This window comes from Paenibacillus shunpengii (assembly GCF_042684905.1).
Classification (GTDB): Bacteria; Bacillota; Bacilli; order Paenibacillales; family Paenibacillaceae; genus Paenibacillus; species Paenibacillus shunpengii.
In genome coordinates this window covers 2,202,631-2,221,844 of sequence record NZ_JBHUMJ010000002.1, presented here as the reverse complement: position 1 = coordinate 2,221,844, position 19,214 = coordinate 2,202,631, and the positions used below count along the sequence as shown (strand labels likewise).

The following is a 19,214-nucleotide window of genomic DNA, read 5'->3' as shown; positions in this document are numbered from 1 at the left end:
CTTTCTTCAATTCGTTTGTTTTAAATTTTGTTAGGAGGAGAGTAGCTTGCTTATATCGAAAACAGAAAGGTTGGTTTTGCACTAATTCACTTAGGACAATCAGTATATATAACAGGAGATCAGCAAAACAGCTTGTATGTAATTTATGACGTATTACAGGGAGAGGTGCTACGGATGGTTAACCGATTAATCGAGCGTGATTTTTGTTGCAGAAGAGAGGGGCTGATGATTCGAGGAAGAGAATTCCTGCCACAAGGAGATCATTTACCAGCGATCATCATTAGTCATGGATTTGGTGGAAATTCAATGAACCTGGAATCATACTGCCGAACGTTTGCAGGATGGGGATATGCGACATACTGTTTTGACTTCTGTGGCGGTTGCCCTGATGAAGAGGGAAGAAGTGACGGAAAATCAACGGAGATGACTGTACTGACCGAACGTGACGATTTGATAGCCGTTATGGACTATGTTAAAGAGTTACCTTATGTTGATGACAGCAAATTGACATTAATGGGGTTTAGTCAGGGCGGATTTGTATCGGCGCTTGCCGCTGCCAAACGCGCAAATGAAGTACACTCAATAATACTTATTTACCCGGCATTTTGTATTCCGGACGATGCCCGAAGAGGTGCATTAGCGAACTCATCCTATGATATCAATTGTGTTCCTGAAATTATAGATTGCGGGAAAATGACTATTGGCAAGATGTTTCATGAGACTGCCGCAGATATGGATCCTTATGAAGAGATCATTCCTTACAAAGGACCTGTACTTCTGATCCATGGCACCTCAGATGAGATTGTACATTACAGTTATTCTGTTCAAGCCCAAAATTCTTATGAAACAGGTCAATGTCAACTGCAACTCATCAAGGAGGCCGGACATCATTTTACCGAGGAACAAACGGAAAGTATGATTGTTTCCATACATCAATTTTTAAAAGGAAAAAAGGAAGTGTTAACGATTGATGTTCAAATTACAGGCAGCGAGGTGAGGAAAGATACGGGAACGGATAAGCAGATTGCTGTCTTTTTTACAGGAAGCAGTGAAAGCCCTTTCTTCAAAGGTGATATTGTCCAGGGGGCTGAGGACGTGCAGGATTATTATGAAGGTAACCTGACTAACATTCGAGCAGATTATGCGCTGGAGGGCGTTGACTATGTGGGGGATCACTGCCGAATACATATTGTGAACCAGCGTGTTAATGGAGAGCTGAAGCCTGTTATACATACAGATAGCAGAGCACTTGATTTTCTTAATCATGCAGATCTGACGGCCAGCATTGAAGGTTTTACAGGTGGACTTACAGTTCGTATTTTCTCATAAGTAGAGTGTGTTGAGGCTAGGGTGCCTAAAGGTGCTCTAGTTCTTTTTGATAACGAAACAAATCCGAGCATTTAAGCCCGATTACTGCTCATGCAATAATAACGTTACTGTCGAAATAGCTTAATAGCTAGGGAGCAGTTTGTTATTGCAACAATCGCTCCCTCCGTCGTTAAGCCAAAGAGTAGATTAGTGCGGTATCCTGTTTAAGATCTGTGCTTCAAGACACGAGAAATTCGTGTTCATAAATCGCTTGAATCCTTTCCAGAACGTTCTGCGCCTGGTCTTTAAACTTTAGTTCTACGACCCGTCCTTTTATCAATAACACGCCGCTCTCATGATGATGATCCCCGAACGCCCCTTCGTACAGCTTGTTAGCACCAAGAGTAGGAGGCGAGAAAAATAGCTTCATCACTACTTCAATCAAAATGGGCAGTCCGGATTGTTTCCCTTTTCTTAACGTATTATTGCCGCCCGGGTCAACGCTAAGGATCTTGATGTCGTCCTTCGCGAGCTGTGATGCGATGGCCTGAGTCCATAGGGAAAGAGCTAGCTTTGAGGTCGCGTAAGGACCAATTAACTTGCGAAAGGTTTTGGGATGTTCCAGAACTTCGATCGAAAACTCTTTTGTAAATTTTAGAGCTGAAGATGAGGTATTGATTACCGTTTTTAAACGACTGATACTAATGAGTTCCTTCAATTCCATCAGAATAATATAAGGAACGACCGTCATCAGTTCATAATGCTTCTCGCGTCCTTGTTTCGAATAACTCAGCTCGTGAAAGGAGCCTCCGGCGTTATTGAATAAAATATCGATCCGCTGCTCCTTGCTTTTGATCTCATCCAAAGTAAGTTTTAAGCTCGCAAAGTCGGAAAGATCATCTGTTTTATAGATCCGAAGCGATCCCCTCCTAATCGCATTGTGAATGCTCCTATCGTCCTTAGGAAAGTCAGAACGGTTTACGGCAACCACATGCCAGTTCTCCGACAGTAATTTCCGTGTTAATTCCAACCCGATCCCGGCGCTTGCGCCTGTAATCAATGCGATATGTTCACCTTGGTCCTTGTTCATTGTACATCTCCTTTTTATATCGGGGTAATTGATTCGATAGCGCACATTCTATAACTTGAAGTCGACTCCAAGTCAAGAAGCGAAAACAAAGATTTTCTCCAATAAAAATAGATTTGACTTGGAGCCAGCTTCAAGTTGTATAATGTACAAAATCAATCTCAGGGAGGGAACGGGATGAAGGAAGAGCAATGCTTTACGATAAAGCAAACCGCTGAGCAAACCGGAATGACTGAGGATACAATCCGTTACTACGAAAAGATCGCGCTGCTGCCTCGCGCAGAGCGGAAGGATAACGGGCATCGCATTTATCGGCAGGAGGACATCAATACGATCCAGCTGATAGCATGCCTAAAAAAAACGGGGATGCTGCTAGAGGAAATTCGGCCTTTTTTGACGGTCTCGGCTGATACTGATCCCGCGGAATATCCTGAGCTTGTGGAACTCTTAAGAAGTCATCGTAAAAATATGATCAACCAAATCGCTTCTCTGCAGCAAGTTGTAGATTTTATTGACATGAAGTTGGAAGAGGGGAGATATAGACGGAGCTGCACGGATAGAGGTCTTGATGGCATACCAGAAAAAAAGGTGCTTGAACCGAAACCAAAGCCTGTCTCACCCGGCGAGATGAGGTATTTTTCCGCATCGGTCAAAGCAGGCAACTCATAGCATTCTGTATCGCAGTGAGGATATTGAGAAACTCTTCCCTTAAGAGTAGTCAGAAGTAAAAGATAACTTTCCCGTCGGAAGTCGCATGAAGTGCGGCTTTTTATTTTTTTTCTGGTACATGAGAAACCAATATGCGGTCAAGAGTCAGATAGAACACATGTGAGTAATGAAGAGATTAGCAATGGGCAAATTGCAGAAAATACAACTGAAACAACAAATACAACCACAGATAAGATGGGTAGTACAACAATTTAAGTTCAAAAGGAATTCAGGGAACAAGATCCGGATCTTTTAAAATTCAAAGAAGGAATTTCTTTTGACTTAACTGACTATGTAAAGGATTTCTTCACTCAGGATATAGCGGATAAACTTCAAAATAATATGGAGTCAATTGTGGAGCACAACGAGGCTAAATACTAAAAGAATATGTATTATGTATCAGGATAATAATCCGAATCATAATCTCTGATTTTAATTTTGTCCACATCACCCTTACGTTTTAATGAGACGTTGAGATTGTATCGCATAGCCATGTTGTAAGTACATAAGAACATTGATGAATTTATTTTTTGCATACTTTTATCTTAGTTGTTAAAAATGAGTAAGGATAAATTCATGGGCATCTAATGACTAAGTACAAATAAATAAACGGGTATATTACTTATAAGGCTATTCGCTTAAAGGAGTGTTATCAAAATGAAGGCAGTTGTAATTAATCAATACGGTAGCAAGGAAGAGTTAGTTGAGCAGGAAGTAAATATACCAAATCCAGAAGCCAATCAAGTGGTTGTAAAACTAGAGGCTACATCCATCAACCCAATTGATTGGAAATTAAGAGAGGGATATTTGAAAGAAATGTTCGATTGGGAATTTCCAATTATCTTAGGATGGGATGCAGCTGGAGTCATAACAGACATTGGTTCAAACGTTACGAAGTGGAAAGTTGGGGACCGAGTATTCAGTCGTCCTGAAACAACACGTTTCGGGACGTATGCTGAATATACAGCAGTGGATGAGCACCTACTGGCAAAACTACCTGATTCAATCTCATATGAGGAGGCTGCGGCTGTCCCTTTAGCTGGTTTAACAGCATGGCAGGCATTGTTTACTCATGGCCATTTAAAAGAAGGTGAAACTGTACTTATTCACGCTGGTGCTGGTGGTGTAGGTATCTATGCCATTCAACTAGCAAAGTATGCCGGCGCTCATGTTGTAACGACAGCAAGTGAAAAAAATCATGAACTTCTCTATTCATTAGGTGCTGATCAAGTCATTAATTACAAAAAGGAAAACTTTGAAGAGATTCTAAAAGATATAGATTTAGTGTTTGACACCATGGGTGGACAAGTAGCTGAGAATAGCTATAAGGTGCTTAAGCCAAATACCGGAAGACTGATTACCATAGTTGGTGAACCCAATCATGATACTGCTCAGTCTCATAATGTATCAGCAAAGGGGATTTGGCTGCAGCCTGATGGTGATCAATTACAGAGAATAGCAGATCTGATGGAAGAGAAAAAGATAAAGTCGATTGTAGGGGCAACATTCCCGTTCAGTAGGCAAGGTATTTATGATGCACATGCTTTGAGTGAAACTCACCACGCTGTAGGTAAAATCGTCATTACATTCTGAAGAGAAAATAATTCAATGCCTTCTTTCAGGGAGTAAACGTCCAAGATTGGTGTACTGGTTTTCACCGTTATTAATTAAAGTGAGAGCTCTTTCAGTATTTCGCAGGAAGGCTCTGATATAGGATGATCATGTTTACGTTATGAGTAAAATCCGGGGGACTAGTATAGTCATGAGCAATACCAAGGCCGAATCAACTGACCTTGGTATTTTTTTATTTTCAAATTACTGCTGTGACTGTTCTCCAATAGATTGTCGTTCTGATTTACTTAAAAAATGAACATTAATTCTTTAATGTTTACTATAGCTTGCTTATCCTAGTCCATATAAAATGGAGACACCATCTATGAAAGCGCTTTATTATTGTGGATGGAATTAGAGATGGAGGTGTAAGATGAGAAGGAAGACCTGGTATACATTGATTGTTTCTGGATTAGTGTCTTTATTCTTTTCAGTAAGTGCTTTTGCGGGGTATGTGTTCTGGGAGCCATTGAGTTATTTCAACTCCAGTACGTGGCAAAAAGCCGACGGTTACTCCAATGGATCCATGTTCAACTGTACTTGGCGAGCGAATAATGTTAATTTTACGAGTGATGGTAAACTCAGACTCGGTTTGACAAGTTCAGCATACAACAAATTTGATCGCGGTGAATATCGGTCAACGAACAGCTATGGGTATGGTTTGTACGAGGTGAGTATGAAGCCTGCGAAGAATACGGGAGTGGTATCTTCTTTCTTCACTTATACCGGGCCTGCTCATGGCACGCAATGGGATGAAATTGATATCGAATTTCTAGGAAAGGACACGACGAAGGTCCAATTCAATTACTATACGAACGGAGTCGGTGGTCATGAGAAGATCATAAATCTTGGCTTCGATGCTTCCCAAGGCTTCCATACGTATGCGTTCGATTGGCAGCCTGGTTCGATTAAATGGTATGTAGACGGTGTTCTGAAACATACGGCAACGTCCAACATTCCGAGTACGCCTGGCAAAATCATGATGAATCTGTGGAATGGAACAGGCGTTGACAGCTGGCTTGGACCGTATAACGGGGCTAATCCGTTGTATGCTGAATACGATTGGGTGAGATATACGAGTAACTAAACTTACATGCAGAAGCAGCCGCTGTTCAGGCTGCTTCTTTTGTATCCTGTGAGGATTGCATTTTTACAAGATTCATATCCATTTTTCAATATCCTAAATTAATACAATAAATGTTGTAATATTAGTATGGGCATACATATGGATCTTTCATTATGATGGACTCTGTAGACAACATTACTATATAGACAGGGGGAGCAAAAGTTGGAAACTAGCAAAAAAAGAAAGATCGGCGGTCTGGCACTCGCAGGAATGTTCGTGCTTTCAACAGTTCTCAGTGCGTGCAGCAGCAGTGGGCAGAGTAAGGAAGCTGCGCCGAGTACACCAAGTGTTGCACTGGAGATGAAGGATGGAAAATATGATCCACCTGTAACCATCACTTATTTGCGGCCATGGGGTCCAGATGTGAAGTTCAAGCCGGGAGAGGATCAAGACAACAACGTACACACGAAATGGGCTAAAGACAAGCTCGGTATCGAATTGAAAAATCAGTGGGTCTCACCTTCCACCAATAATGCCTTCGAAACCAAGCTTCGTTTGTCACTTGCATCCAACGCAGAGATGCCCGATATTATCTCCTATCGTGGAGAGTTCAATCTGGTACGTGAGCTGATCGAAACCGGCAAGTTTGTCGATGCTGGCGAGTTATTCGATAAATATGCGAGCGACACTTGGAAATCCGCAGTAAATGAAGATCCAACTGTATGGTATCCTTATATGCAGGACGGCAAACGAATCGGTATTCCGATTCTGGATTATGCCTATAATGGAGATCCGGTGATGTGGATTCGGGAAGACTGGATGAAGAAATTCAATCTCGAAGCCCCTAAAACACTGGATGATCTTGAGGTTATTATGGAAACGTTTACAAATCAAGATCCGGATGGAAACGGCAAAAAAGACACGTATGGCCTGACGATCGGATTCAAAAACTGGCTGAACACCTGGATGTCTGATGCCGGCTGGATTTTCGGAGCTTACGGAACCATGCCGAATCAATGGAATCTTGACGCTGATGGTAAGCTTGTGTATGGCTCCGTTACACCAGGCGCTAAACAGGCACTGGCTACATTGCAGGACTGGATGAGCAAAGGATATATTCCAGAAGAAGCGGGCGTCTATGACGAGACCAAAGCAGCTGAAGAGTTCACGGCTGGAAAAGCAGGTATTGTGGTAGGACCTCACTGGATGCCATCATGGCCGCTCGAGGATGTGAAGAAAAATAATCCGGAAGCGGAATACAAAGCTTATCCTATTCCGGCTGGACCAGACGGTAAAGCAGGGCGACACGGTACATCCAACGGTAACGGCGTGATCCTGATTAACAAGGACATGAAGAACCCGGAAGCATTTTTTACCTATCAGAACTATCTGTTTGACCACTACGCGAATCCACAGGAAGGCGATGAATTCGAACACGGCTTCGCGGAAGGATATGACTGGGCTATGGTTGACGGCAAACCTTCTACAGATGCCAGTGTAACGCAAGGTTATGCGCCTGAGAAGTACACGTTGACATTTGACGGTGCGCGGATTCCAAGCCTGAGCATGACGACACTAGCCAAACTCGCAAGCGGGGAAGAAGCAACAACACCTTTCGAGAAGAAGATAAAATCCGGTGTGCCGGAGCCGATGCTCGCAGCAGCCAAAATTGTCCTGGATCAAAAAGACATTGTCTACAACCAAATGTTCACAGGCGCACCAACGAAGACGATGCAGATGAACAACGATATTCTGTCCAAAATGGAGAAAGATTTGTTCTCACAGATTGTTTACGGCAAAGCTCCGGTCGATGCATTCGACGATTTCGTAGAGAAGTGGAAATCTTCCGGCGGCGATCTGATTACGCAGGAAGTAAACGAGTGGTATGAGTCTGTATCGAGTAGTAAATAAACGACGGAAATAAGTACTTAAAAGCAGCTCACGATTAAGCTGAAGTCCATTCATCAGGGCGGCCACACAAAATAAAAAAGGCATTGCTGGGAAAAATTCCGGCAATGCCTTTTTGGCTGTAAGGGCATAGTACATGATTTTGTTATGTGTGACAGCGGTACAGCCAGACTTTGGTTCCTTGTTGTATCAAACGGGCAGATTCTCTCTGTATTCTTGCGGTGTTACGTCATAGAACTTTTTAAATACTCGTATAAAATAAGCGGTATTGTTATACCCGACAAGCTCAGCAATTTCAAATACCTTTGCACTGGATGAACGTAAGTAGTAGGCCGCTTTCTCCATTCGTAACCGATACACATAAGCGGTAAGAGCTTCTCCGGTTTCTGCTTTGTACACCTTGGACAAATACACCGGGTGAAGGTGAACATACTCTGCTATAGCGGGCAAGGAGACATCACCGTCGAGATGTTGATCCACAAAGCTTTTGACACTGCGGACAATCGTACTGTGATTGTCCTTCAACTCTTGTTCGGCATCCTGACTGATCGTATGGAGCGTCCGGATGGACCAATCCTTAAGCTGCTGCGCGGTCGCGTAACTCGGTGCCTGAAAGTATCGAAACTTATCTGCAGGGAGGACGGAAGAGATCTGCTTGCCGTTCTTATGAATGATATAAGCAAATGCACCGGCCAAGGCATGGTACACTTCGATGGTCGTTTCCGCAATATCATGATACTCTCCAGATTGCAGCAGTTCTTCAAAAATTAACTCAATCTTCTGCTCTACATCGTCGAAACGTCCCGCTTCAAGCAGGCTGATCAGTGTAGGTGGCTTGTACAAGGAACGAATTGCTGGTATCGGATGAACATCCGGATCATCCGATGCGGTCACGAACAGGCCTCGTACCTGACCCATGCGTTTGCGCATGGAGCGCACAGCGCCCTCATAGATCTCCCCGATTTCGTGTGGGAATTTGCCCCAATGAGAGACCGAAATGGAAATGGCTCCTTTCAAGTAGAGCTGTACATTGGTTTGAATCTGAGCTGCATAATGCTCTAGCAGGGCTTGCGGTTTCTCATCCTTGGTCGATCCCTTCGGTGCAGCTTGTTTAACACTAGCCAGGACGACAAGATAATCATGGACATCCTTTGTGTGCCAGATATGAAAATGATGCTGCATCACTTCGCTGATAATATTGCATATCGCATATTCCATTAAAGACAGATCCTGGTTTCCCATCTCGGTTAAATGCTCTTCCATACGAATCACCATCATACCTAGCTCTTCACCGACAGAGTAGGGCAGTTCCAACAACTCAAGCTTGTCTGACAGTGCTTGCTCAGAATAGGTTTTGCCTGTGAGCAATTCATGGAGCATGGTCGATTGCAGAAGAGGAAGGTTTTCTTGAAATGCATGCATAGCACGTTGATACGACGCAGCTGTTTCCCATTTTTGTTTGATGCGGTTCACGAGGCGCTGCACGGTCTCAATCAGGTCTTCATCACTGACGGGCTTGAGTAAATAGTCGAAACTTTCCTGTGCCATTGCCTGCTTGGCATATTCAAAATCGGCGTATCCCGATAACAGAATGGTCTGTACATGCGGCCAGCGTTCGTGAATGGCTGTAATCAGTGCAATGCCTGACATTTCCGGCATGCGAATATCGGTCATGACGATATCTATATCGTGATTTTCCATAATTTCCAATGCGACTGCGCCAGACAGTGCTTCATGAACAGTGCCGATGCCGCAGCTTTCCCACGGAATCGTTTCGGCTAACGTTTCGACAACGGATTTCTCATCGTCTACCAATAAAATCTGTAACATAGATGTCACCTACTCGTTATTATTGTCTTGCCATTTGATGTGTACCTTCACTCCGCCACGGGTTGAATGTTCATATTCTAATCCAGCACCTTCACCATACAAAAAGTACAAACGTTGATGTACGTTCCAGGTACCGCAGCCCATATTCTCATCCAGTGGTTTCAGCAGGTTGTTCCTGAGTTCATCCAGCTGTTTATCCTCCATGCCACGCCCGCTGTCTTCAACGGTTATCCTGTACCTGTCGTCCTTGTAATCCGCGCGAATGATAATATGACCGTCCTCGGAACGTGGCTCAATGCCATGGATAATAGCGTTTTCCACGATAGGCTGAAGGGTGAGCCTAGGTACGGTTTTGCCCAAAATTTCATCAGGTACATCAATTGTAAAATGCATTCGCTCTAGCCTCAGCGCCTGGATCTCCAAATAATTTTTGACCATTGTCAGCTCTTCCTCAATCGTGGCATGGTCCTTCTCCGACCTGGTTATGTATCGATAATACTCACCTAGATTTAGTGCCATGGCAACAACCGCTTTTTCATTTTTCATTCGGGCCATATTCTTGATGTAGAAGAGGCAGTTATACAGAAAATGCGGATTAATCTGCGATTGCAATTGTTTTAGCGTGGCCTCACGTCTTCTCAGTTGCTCCTCGTAAACGTTCTCAATTAACTCCTGAATTCGCTGGGCCATGATGTTAAATCGTGCAAACAGCAAGCTGAACTCATTCCGGGAAGAATCATGTAAACGAACGGAAAAGTCGCCGGTAGATAATCGATTCGTACCTTTCACCAGCTGCAGAAGCGGGAGCTGAACACTCCTGAACAAGACATATAATACCACGATGCTCATGGCAATCAGTACAGCAATGGAAGCAAAAAAGAGATTCCGACTGCTTGTAATCGGCTTCAGAATCTGCTGCATCGGAACATAATCCACATAGTACCATCCAAGACTGTCGGATTGGATATAAGACACATAGTACTCCGTCTGGTTCAGGTTGGCGGTGAAGCCGCCTTTGTCTTGCAATTCAATCTCATGCAGCTTGGATTGCACTGCATTCAAGGTGTTGCTTCCGCTGCTATTACTGATCAGGCCAAGTTCTGGATGAAACATGAAGGGGTCACCCTTGTTATTTAACTTGTTCTGATCCAGCATCGCCGTTAAATGACGTACCGGAAAACTGATCTTGGTAATTAACCGGGCTTCGTCAGGCTTGATGCTCGCTGTGGTCGGGTCGGTCGTGTACCACTCAAACTGGTCATGTGTATACGTCCATGATTTCGATAGCGGCTGGCTGAATTCGTCTTCGCTATACGGAATGTAGGCATAATAATCCGTCGAGATGACTTTTTGCAAACGTGGAAAATACAACGTAATGGTCGAATGCCATTGGCTTGCCGCATTGTACAGATTCATCTTTTCCAGAATGGCACTGCCGACCTTGACACGTTCATATGGAATATCTTTGTAGTCCGGGCGCTGGTATTCCTGAATGCTGGAATCTTGTCCCATGGACATGCCATAGAGAGATAGTTGGTAAATATTGGATTCCACAGATTCGGCAAAAGTGGATAGTTGATTCATCGTATTATTCTGGATTTCTTGTTCAATTACACGTACGCTTTCTCTATTTGAGTATGTATACAGAAACAGTACCAGTACCAGCAGCACAACGAACAGCAACGTAATTTTAGTAAAGATATTTAGACGGGCAAACAACGCACCACCTCCTCAATTCATTAAAATATTGATATCGTTGTTGCAATATTAGGATATAGATTGCAAATGACCGTTGCTATAATTTTAATATACAAGTTCATGTGGACTTGTAAAATACAAAATTTAGAACTTGGGGGATGTTGGGTGAAGGAACATACGTTAGAAGCGCCGATAGAACGGCAGGCTATCAAGAAAAAACAGCGCTGGAACATGCAACGAAATTGGTCCTTGCATTTGATGCTTATTCCGGCGGTTTTGCTGGCGATCATTTTTCAGTACATACCAATGGGAGGCATTGTCATTGCTTTTCAGGATTTCAAACCTTATCTAGGTTTTACCGGATCGGAATGGGTAGGATGGGATAATTTCAAATACTTGTTCCTCTATCCAGATGTGGGGCAAGTCATCTGGAACACGCTGGTGATTGCCTTTTTCAAAATTGTTGCAGGATTAATTGCTCCTTTCCTGTTCGCTATTTTGTTAAACGAAGTACGGCTCACTGCCTTTAAAAGAGTCAGTCAGACACTCGTTTATCTACCACACTTTTTGTCCTGGGTTATTCTAGGCGGCATTTTGCTGGATATCCTTTCTCCGCAAGGAGGCCTAGTAAACCAAGTGATCGTTGCCATGGGCGGTGAGCCGATCTTTTTCCTTGGGGATGGAACCTGGTTTCGGATAACACTGATTGTCAGCGATGTATGGAAGGAATTTGGCTTCGGTACGATCGTATTTTTGGCTTCTCTATCCGGCATTAACCCGGCACTGTATGAAGCTGCAGAAGTGGATGGAGCCAACCGTTTCAAGCAGACGCTGCACATTACGATTCCTGCGCTGATGCCGATAACTATCGTACTCATGACACTTTCCATCGGCAACATTCTTAATGCAGGGTTCGATCAGGTGTTCAATCTGTACAATCCGCTTGTGTATGACAAAGGCGATATCATTGATACGTTTGTCTATCGACTAGGTATTCTGAACGGTCAGATGAGCTTTGCTACAGCGGTAGGATTGTTTAAATCGGTCGTAGCAACGATTCTAATCGTCATCTCATACCGACTTGCTTACAAATGGGCTAACTATCGAGTGTTTTAGAGAGGAGAAAACGGCTTGTATTACAAAACAAAAGGATATCGAATATTCAGCGTTGCCAATTATATTTTTCTCGGTGTATTGTCACTGCTGTGCATACTGCCTATCATTCACATTTTGGCTGTCTCGTTCAGCAGCATGGCGCCGGCTTCATCCAATCTGGTCAGCTTGTGGCCGATCGGATTCACTACAGATGCCTACGTGAAGACGTTTGGCAATTCAAATTTCATTAACTCCTTGCTGGTCTCGCTCGAACGAACAGTCATTGCAACCGTCCTTGGTATGGTCATTATGTTAATTACAGCGTTTCCACTCTCGAAGGAAGACATCAGCTTCAAGGGTCGTTCCATATACACATGGTTCTTCGTATTTACGATTCTATTCAGCGGAGGTCTGATTCCGAGCTATATTCTCATTCAGAAGCTGGGGCTGATGGATACCATCTGGGCTCTGATTCTACCGGGTGCGCTGTCCGTATGGAATGTAATTCTCATGATGAACTTCTTTCGAGGACTGCCCAAGGAACTGGAGGAAGCTGCCTATCTGGATGGTGCTGGTCACATCAAAACACTCGCGCTGGTCTATGTTCCGCTGTCTCTCCCGGCGATCGCCACACTGTCACTTTTCACGATGGTAGGTCAGTGGAACTCCTGGTTTGACGGCATGATCTATATGTCTGATGTAAAAAATTATCCGCTTGCTTCCTTACTTCAGACCATTATCGTGCAGCAGGATCTTAGTAAAATCAATGTAGATCCGTCCATGCTGGAGAATGTCTCCCAGCGTACGGTCCGCGCAGCACAAATCTTTATCGGAGCATTGCCTATTTTGCTGGTTTATCCATTTTTGCAGCGCTTTTTCGTAAAAGGTATCGTGATCGGGGCAGTGAAGGAATAGCTCTGCCTTGAAAGCAACCATACATTTAGGGAGGAATATGGATGAAAAAAGGTTTGGCTTGTCTCTTGGCAGGAAGCATGATGATTATACCGATCGCTCCGGCATCAGCCGGAGCGGGGAGCACAGCGAAGCAAGTAGAGACGGGACAGATGCAGGCGGACAACCTGCATTCTGCCCCATACCAGGACCTTGCGGGTCATTGGGCGGAAAAAGCGGTAGTGCGAATGCAGAATCTGAACTTAATCAAGGGATACTCGGACGCCACATTTAAACCGAATGAACCGATGAGCCGGGCCGAATTAGTTGCGCTGCTGGACCGGATATTCGGCTTTGCCGGGAGGCAAACAGCAGCTCCAGCTTCTTTTTTAGATATGAATGAAAAAGACTGGTATTACGATGTCATGGTACGTGCACATGGCTCCGGGGTCATCCAGGGAACCGATGCTGAACATCTGTCGCCAGAACGATTGGTTACCAGACAAGACGCGGCTGTTATGATCGATCGGGCGTTTCAGCTGTCGACAGGTAAGGAAGAGGGGCAAGCCTTAACCGGTTACAAGGATGCAGGAGATGTGGCAGGTTACGCACAGAAAGCATTCAGTTATTTTGTTCAGCAGCAAATTGTAAACGGATACAGCGGCAAGTTAGCTCCAAAATCAGAAATTACACGTGCAGAGGCAGCCACCATAATCTCCAACCTGATCTCGGATGTGAAACATACGCCGGGTACGTATGAATCTAACGTTGAAGGTAACCTGGTCGTTCGATCAACGGATATCACCCTTCGAAATATGACGGTCAACGGCAATCTGTTACTCACCGAAGGAATTGGAGAGGGTACAGTGACCCTGGATGGTGTAACCGTTACGGGGAGTGTCATAATCACAGGGGGAGGAAGTCAATCCATTGACATCCGCGACTCCAAACTGCAACAGGTTAACGTCAATAAAGCTTTTGGTACGGTTCGTGTAAATATCGAAGGGACCAGCGTGGTCGATGAGATGACCATTAAGCGCCAAGCAACGGTTGAACTATCAGAGGAGAGCATCATTAACAGGTTACGCGTGAACAGCACAGCCCCTCATACCCGCATCGATGCCAAAGGTAAAATCAAGCTAATGGTAGTGGAAGCCGGAAACGTACTTGTTAACGGGGAATCCGCTGCAATCGGGGAGCATCATGTTAACACAACAGAAGGCAATGAGGAGTCCGAACAACCTAAACCAAACCAACCTAGTAGTGGAAACGGTTCAGATACCACACCGTCCAATCCTGGCGGAGGAACACCATCCGTACCTGAAACGCCATCAGGTGAGAAGCCCGTTCCTGCGACTACTATACCGAACGAGCAATGGGAGCTTATCTGGAATGATGAATTCAGCGGTTCCACTGTAGATACCACCAAATGGACCGTTCAGGATACCGGACTTGTCTATAACAATGAGATGCAGTATTACAGCCCTGACAATACACGCATCGTTACAGATGGTGAACGGAATGTATTGCAAATTGAGGCCAAGCGAGAGCAAAAGGACGGGAAAGAATTCACTTCAGGGAAGCTGATCACCATGGGCAAAGGAGACTGGACCTACGGAAAAGTTGTCGTTCGGGCGAAGCTTCCTGTTCAGCAGGGCATGTGGCCAGCGATCTGGATGATGCCAACGGACGAAGCTCATTATGGGGGATGGCCGGCTTCAGGCGAAATTGACATTATGGAACTGATTGGTGGCAAAGACAGAGATCATGAAGTCTACAGCACGATCCATTATGACTCCGTTAGACCTGACGGTTCACACGGACATGATCAAGGCAAGTTCTTCCTGCCACAGGAGCAATCTTTTGCCGATGAATATCATGATTTTCAGGTGGAATGGCTGCCTGGCATGATCCGATTCTATGTGGATGGCAATCTGCATCATCAGGTAAACAATTGGGAGACCACAGCGGCAGGGCAGCCGGAAAGCTACACCTTCCCTGCACCGTTTGACCGACCATTTTATCTGATTCTCAACCTGGCGGTAGGTGGAGACTGGCCGGGATCACCGGATAGTGAATTCGTGTCGGAGAAGATGAACGTTGATTTTGTGCGAGTGTATTCGTATAAAGGGCTAGATCAATGGCCTGATGTAACCTCCAATCCGATTGAGCCCGAACTTCAGCGCGAGCCGCAAGCGGATGGGAACCAGATATACAATGAACAATTCACGGAAGGTGTAGATGAAGCAGGTGTACCGAAGGAATGGAAGTTTATTACCAATGCAGGTGGCGCCGGCAAGGTTGAAGTTGTTGATGATGAACAAAAAGGCAAAGCCGCGAAGGTGACCATTTCAGAGGCAGGAACTGAGAATTATTCAGTTCAACTGACACAAATGCCAATCTACATGAAGAAAAACAAAAAGTACAAGGTTCAGTTCGATGCAAAAGCTTCCGATAACCGCATCATTCGTTCGAAAGTGACGCAGTTTGAAAAGAGCTGGACGAATTACTCCGAAGAGAAAGAATTTGCTATAACGTCCGATTGGCAACCGTACGAATACACATTCAACATGCGTAATGGTTCCGACAACAACGCAAGGTTTGAATTCAATCTAGGATTAGTTGAAGGAGAAGTTACACTGGCGAATGTGAAGCTGATCGAGATCGGTGAGGCCGATCCTCTCCCGGTGGAACGCAAAGTATTGCCGGACGGTAATTACATCTATAATGGTACGTTTGATCAAGGAAAAGAGCGTCTCGGCTTTTGGGAGAGCCGGATTGAAACGGGTGCCGAAGCTCAAGTATCCGTGAATAACTTCTTGAAGTTCCCGATTATGGAGCGGCAGCTCGTGGTTGAGGTGCAGCAAACGAATGGGGAGCCTGATCAAGTCGCAGTCGTCCAGCCGGATATAATACTGGAAGGTGGTACGACCTATGGATTCTCTTTTGATGCCAAAGCGGATGTGTCCCGCACCATGGATGTGAACTTATCCAGCGCTGAGGGTCATGAAGTGAAGGTAAATGGGGGGCAGCAAATTCAGCTTGGACAGGAACTTCAAAATTACACAGGTGAGATTGTCATCGGTGAGGGAGCGGCTGAAGCAACCGCTGAATTAAAGCTTCTCTTCGGCAGTTCTACTGGCAAGGTCTATGTGGATAATGTCAGGTTGACCAAGTACGGAAAGCCGATATCGATCCAAGGTTATGCCCATATTCCTGCAGGCGAGGCGTGGAAGATGCAAGGCTTACAACTGGAGAACTCCGATGAAGGCGGCAAACATGTCGGCTATATGGATGAAGGTGATTTGCTTCAATTTAAAATGAATGTTACGAGTGACGGAGTCTACGCATTCTCCACACGTATGGCGAGTGCCGCGGCCAATTCAACCGTCCGATTCAGTGTTAAAGACGAGCAAGGAATAACCGTAGCAAGCTCGGAACTAATGCTCGGAGACACGGGTGGATGGCAAACTTACAAAACCGTACATCTGCCAGCAGTTCCATTGAAAGCCGGAGTTACTTATTACGTTAATTTTGAAGGGAACGAATACAACACACGCTGGTTGGACGTTTCACAGAGCCAGGTGAAAAATGGCGAACTGACTGAAAATGCGACGGATTGGACACTGATTCCTAACGTTTTATCAGCAACGTATGGTCATGATCACGGCATGAGCATTACTGTGCCGGGTACAACCGAGAATTGGTGGGAGGTGTTGTTGCAGCAGGGGCAGCTTTCTCTTGAGGGGGGTAAAACGTATCGTCTGAGCTTTGAGGCCTCAGCATCCGCTCCAAAGTCGATACAAGCGGTCGTCTCACAAAGCAGCGGCGGAGATATAAAGTATATGAATGAAACCGTACATCTGACGGAAACCAAGCAGCAATATGCTTATCACTTTACAATGGGGGAACAAGGGGATGCTGCGGCCTTACTGAATTTTGGTCTGGGTACCCCTCCAGCAGGAGAGCATAAAGTCTCTCTTCAGAATGTGATGTTATACGAGGTGAATCCGAATGCAGATCAAGGTGGACAGCCGGTATATGTCAATCTGATCCCGAATGGAGATTTCTCTAAAGGCAGTGAAGGATGGTTTAAACACGCTGACGGGGTTGAGTCAGAACTAATGATGAGCGTTGAGAATCAGAAGCTTCAAGCAGTAATTGGTCAGGCGGGGAATAATCCTTGGGACCGACAAGTTATTAATGAAGGATTTGCGATACAACAAGGTTATAAATACCAGCTGAAGTTTACAGCCAAAGCTGACAAACCACGTAAAATGGGACTTGGCATCGGTTGGCTTGATGTTCCCGCTGGATATGTGTGGCATGGATTCTATGGTGAACGAGTAGATTTGACCACTTCTGAGCAGGAATACACCTTCACATTCGATACCACCGAGCCGAGCTATGCAAACAGTCGTATTGTGTTTGATATGGGTAACATCAGTGGGGCCGAAGACGGGAATACAACGATAACATTATCTGAAGTGAGCCTCATTAATATGGGGCCAGCCCAATAAAACGGCATAAATTTATCAAAATAAATCCTCAAAAAAACCTCTAAAGCCATGATGGCTTTAGAGGTTTTTTGATCTGTCGTTATTCGTTCAAATACGTATTAACTTTGCTAGCGACAGCAGCTGCAACTGCCTCAGCCGATTTGCTGCCTAAGAAAAAGGAGGCTGTTTCTTCTTTTATCATGGCGATAACCTTATCGTCCTTGTGTTCATAGTTGCCTACGGAAGGGAGCAGTTTTAACCCGTCGTTAATTTGTTCATCTGTGGCGGACAAGGATTGAGCGGCACCGTTCTTATCTGTGAGCACAACAGAAGCCTCGCCGCTATTTAAACGTTCGGTGATTTGCTCCACTCTCGTTTTTACGGCAGCCTGATGGACAGGAAGCACAGTCAATGACGGGGACGATTGGATTTCCTCCGACAGCAGAAATTTAACGAATTCCCAAGCAGCCGGCTTCACCTTGGACTGCTTGTTCAGGGCAAAAGCCAAATCGGAGGTGAAAGGGAGTCCTTCGTCCGTTCCCGTTCCCGGAGGCGTCAGCACTTCTGCGATGCCGTTGCCCAGCGTGCTTGGCAGCGTAGCTATTGCCAGTGGATCTAGTATGTCCATCGTGGAAAAAACTTGATTCATAATGCCAAGATGATCCTTTGAAGCGGCGCCACTGTCGTATAGCTCTTTGATTTGTTCCATATAAACGCGGAATGCCTCCTCATCGAACGTGCGGCTGGTGCCTTCCTTAAGAACAAGCTTTTCATATATCGTTTCCGTCAAATAGCCAAGCAGCTCTTCCGGCTTCATGCCCCCAAATACAGAGGTTTTGGTTCCGCTTGCTTGTGCTTGCGAAGCGAATTTCTGGGATAACGCCATGAATTGCTCCCATGTCCATGTTTCATCATCGATCTCGCCACCTTGGGCAATCGCTGCCTTATTTCCAAGCATAACTTTAAGGGAGTAGCTTATCGGGATGGCGTACCAGCCGTTATTCGTATCGGATATTCCTTTCAGAACCCGCTCGTAATAGTCCGCAGTCTGAAATTCGCCATCCTGATCAGCCAGCTTGCTCCAGTCCGAGAGCAATCCTTTATCCAAATAACGGTCTACCGGGAGATAACCCACCGAGATGAGGTCGGCGGCATTGCCAGACATAAGCGCGGTATTGACCGAGTTGACATATTTCTCAATATCTTCCGCAGCAGGGACGATATCATACATTTGCGACTCCATGTTAGCGATAGGCTCCGTGGGCACTGTCTCCTGGATTTGCACGTCAATATTCGGATAAGCTTGTTCGAATTTGTTGACAGCTTCCTCGAGGAATCGGTCCTCCGTGAACACGGAAACTTTAAGTATCTGCTTCTCGCTTACATCAAGAGAGGTTGGTTCCTTGGTGACTGCCGGAGTGCTGCCGTTACCTGAGCTGCAGGCCGCTAATGTCGAACACAGCAGCGTTAAAGATGCCGTTATGGCCCATTTGGTCATCCATACCTTTCTCAT

General features: G+C 45.1%; 12 protein-coding genes. 8 read left to right on the top strand and 4 right to left on the bottom strand.

Annotated elements, in window-relative coordinates; all coding sequences use genetic code 11:
• Positions 1 to 174: 174 nt before the first annotated feature.
• A complete protein-coding gene (locus ACFSVM_RS10375) occupies positions 175 to 1,329 on the top strand; it encodes an alpha/beta hydrolase (RefSeq protein WP_379261925.1) in 1,155 nt (384 codons plus the stop codon).
• 217 nt (positions 1,330 to 1,546) lie between these two features.
• On the opposite strand, the gene ACFSVM_RS10370 is transcribed toward ACFSVM_RS10375, so the two are convergent.
• A complete protein-coding gene (locus tag ACFSVM_RS10370) occupies positions 1,547 to 2,398 on the bottom strand; it encodes an SDR family NAD(P)-dependent oxidoreductase (RefSeq protein ID WP_379261923.1) in 852 nt (283 codons plus the stop codon).
• Between the two features lie 174 nt (positions 2,399 to 2,572).
• On the opposite strand from ACFSVM_RS10370, the gene ACFSVM_RS10365 reads away from it, so the two are divergent.
• The 4 genes from ACFSVM_RS10365 (at position 2,573) to ACFSVM_RS10350 (ending at position 7,691) form a co-directional block, all read left to right on the top strand.
• Entirely contained in the window at positions 2,573 to 3,064 is a 492-nt protein-coding gene (locus ACFSVM_RS10365; RefSeq protein WP_379261921.1) for a MerR family transcriptional regulator, read from the top strand.
• 696 nt (positions 3,065 to 3,760) lie between these two features.
• Positions 3,761 to 4,696, top strand: a complete 936-nt coding sequence (locus ACFSVM_RS10360; RefSeq protein ID WP_379261919.1) for an NADP-dependent oxidoreductase — start codon at positions 3,761 to 3,763, stop codon at positions 4,694 to 4,696.
• A 391-nt stretch (positions 4,697 to 5,087) separates the two neighbouring features.
• A complete protein-coding gene (gene bglS, locus ACFSVM_RS10355; protein WP_379261918.1) occupies positions 5,088 to 5,801 on the top strand; it encodes a beta-glucanase in 714 nt (237 codons plus the stop codon).
• Positions 5,802 to 6,002: 201 nt separating this feature from the next.
• The gene (locus tag ACFSVM_RS10350) at positions 6,003 to 7,691 is read left to right on the top strand and encodes an extracellular solute-binding protein (RefSeq protein WP_379261916.1); all 1,689 of its coding nucleotides are present in this window, start codon (positions 6,003 to 6,005) and stop codon (positions 7,689 to 7,691) included.
• Between the two features lie 186 nt (positions 7,692 to 7,877).
• On the opposite strand, the gene ACFSVM_RS10345 is transcribed toward ACFSVM_RS10350, so the two are convergent.
• Positions 7,878 to 9,518, bottom strand: a complete 1,641-nt coding sequence (locus ACFSVM_RS10345; RefSeq protein ID WP_076314001.1) for a response regulator — start codon at positions 9,516 to 9,518, stop codon at positions 7,878 to 7,880.
• 9 nt (positions 9,519 to 9,527) lie between these two features.
• On the bottom strand, positions 9,528 to 11,237 hold the full coding sequence (locus ACFSVM_RS10340) for a sensor histidine kinase (RefSeq protein ID WP_379261913.1): 1,710 nt from the start codon (positions 11,235 to 11,237) through the stop codon (positions 9,528 to 9,530).
• A 144-nt stretch (positions 11,238 to 11,381) separates the two neighbouring features.
• Between ACFSVM_RS10340 and ACFSVM_RS10335 the strand changes: the two genes are divergently transcribed.
• The 3 genes from ACFSVM_RS10335 to ACFSVM_RS10325 are packed head-to-tail and all read left to right on the top strand — an operon-like array spanning position 11,382 to position 17,722.
• A complete protein-coding gene (locus ACFSVM_RS10335; protein ID WP_379261911.1) occupies positions 11,382 to 12,332 on the top strand; it encodes an ABC transporter permease in 951 nt (316 codons plus the stop codon).
• A 15-nt stretch (positions 12,333 to 12,347) separates the two neighbouring features.
• Entirely contained in the window at positions 12,348 to 13,226 is an 879-nt protein-coding gene (locus ACFSVM_RS10330; RefSeq protein ID WP_076314004.1) for a carbohydrate ABC transporter permease, read from the top strand.
• Between the two features lie 41 nt (positions 13,227 to 13,267).
• Entirely contained in the window at positions 13,268 to 17,722 is a 4,455-nt protein-coding gene (locus ACFSVM_RS10325; RefSeq protein WP_379261909.1) for a carbohydrate binding domain-containing protein, read from the top strand.
• Positions 17,723 to 17,801: 79 nt separating this feature from the next.
• Here ACFSVM_RS10325 and ACFSVM_RS10320 read toward each other — a convergent pair whose 3' ends face one another.
• Positions 17,802 to 19,214, bottom strand: a complete 1,413-nt coding sequence (locus ACFSVM_RS10320) for an ABC transporter substrate-binding protein (RefSeq protein WP_379261906.1) — start codon at positions 19,212 to 19,214, stop codon at positions 17,802 to 17,804.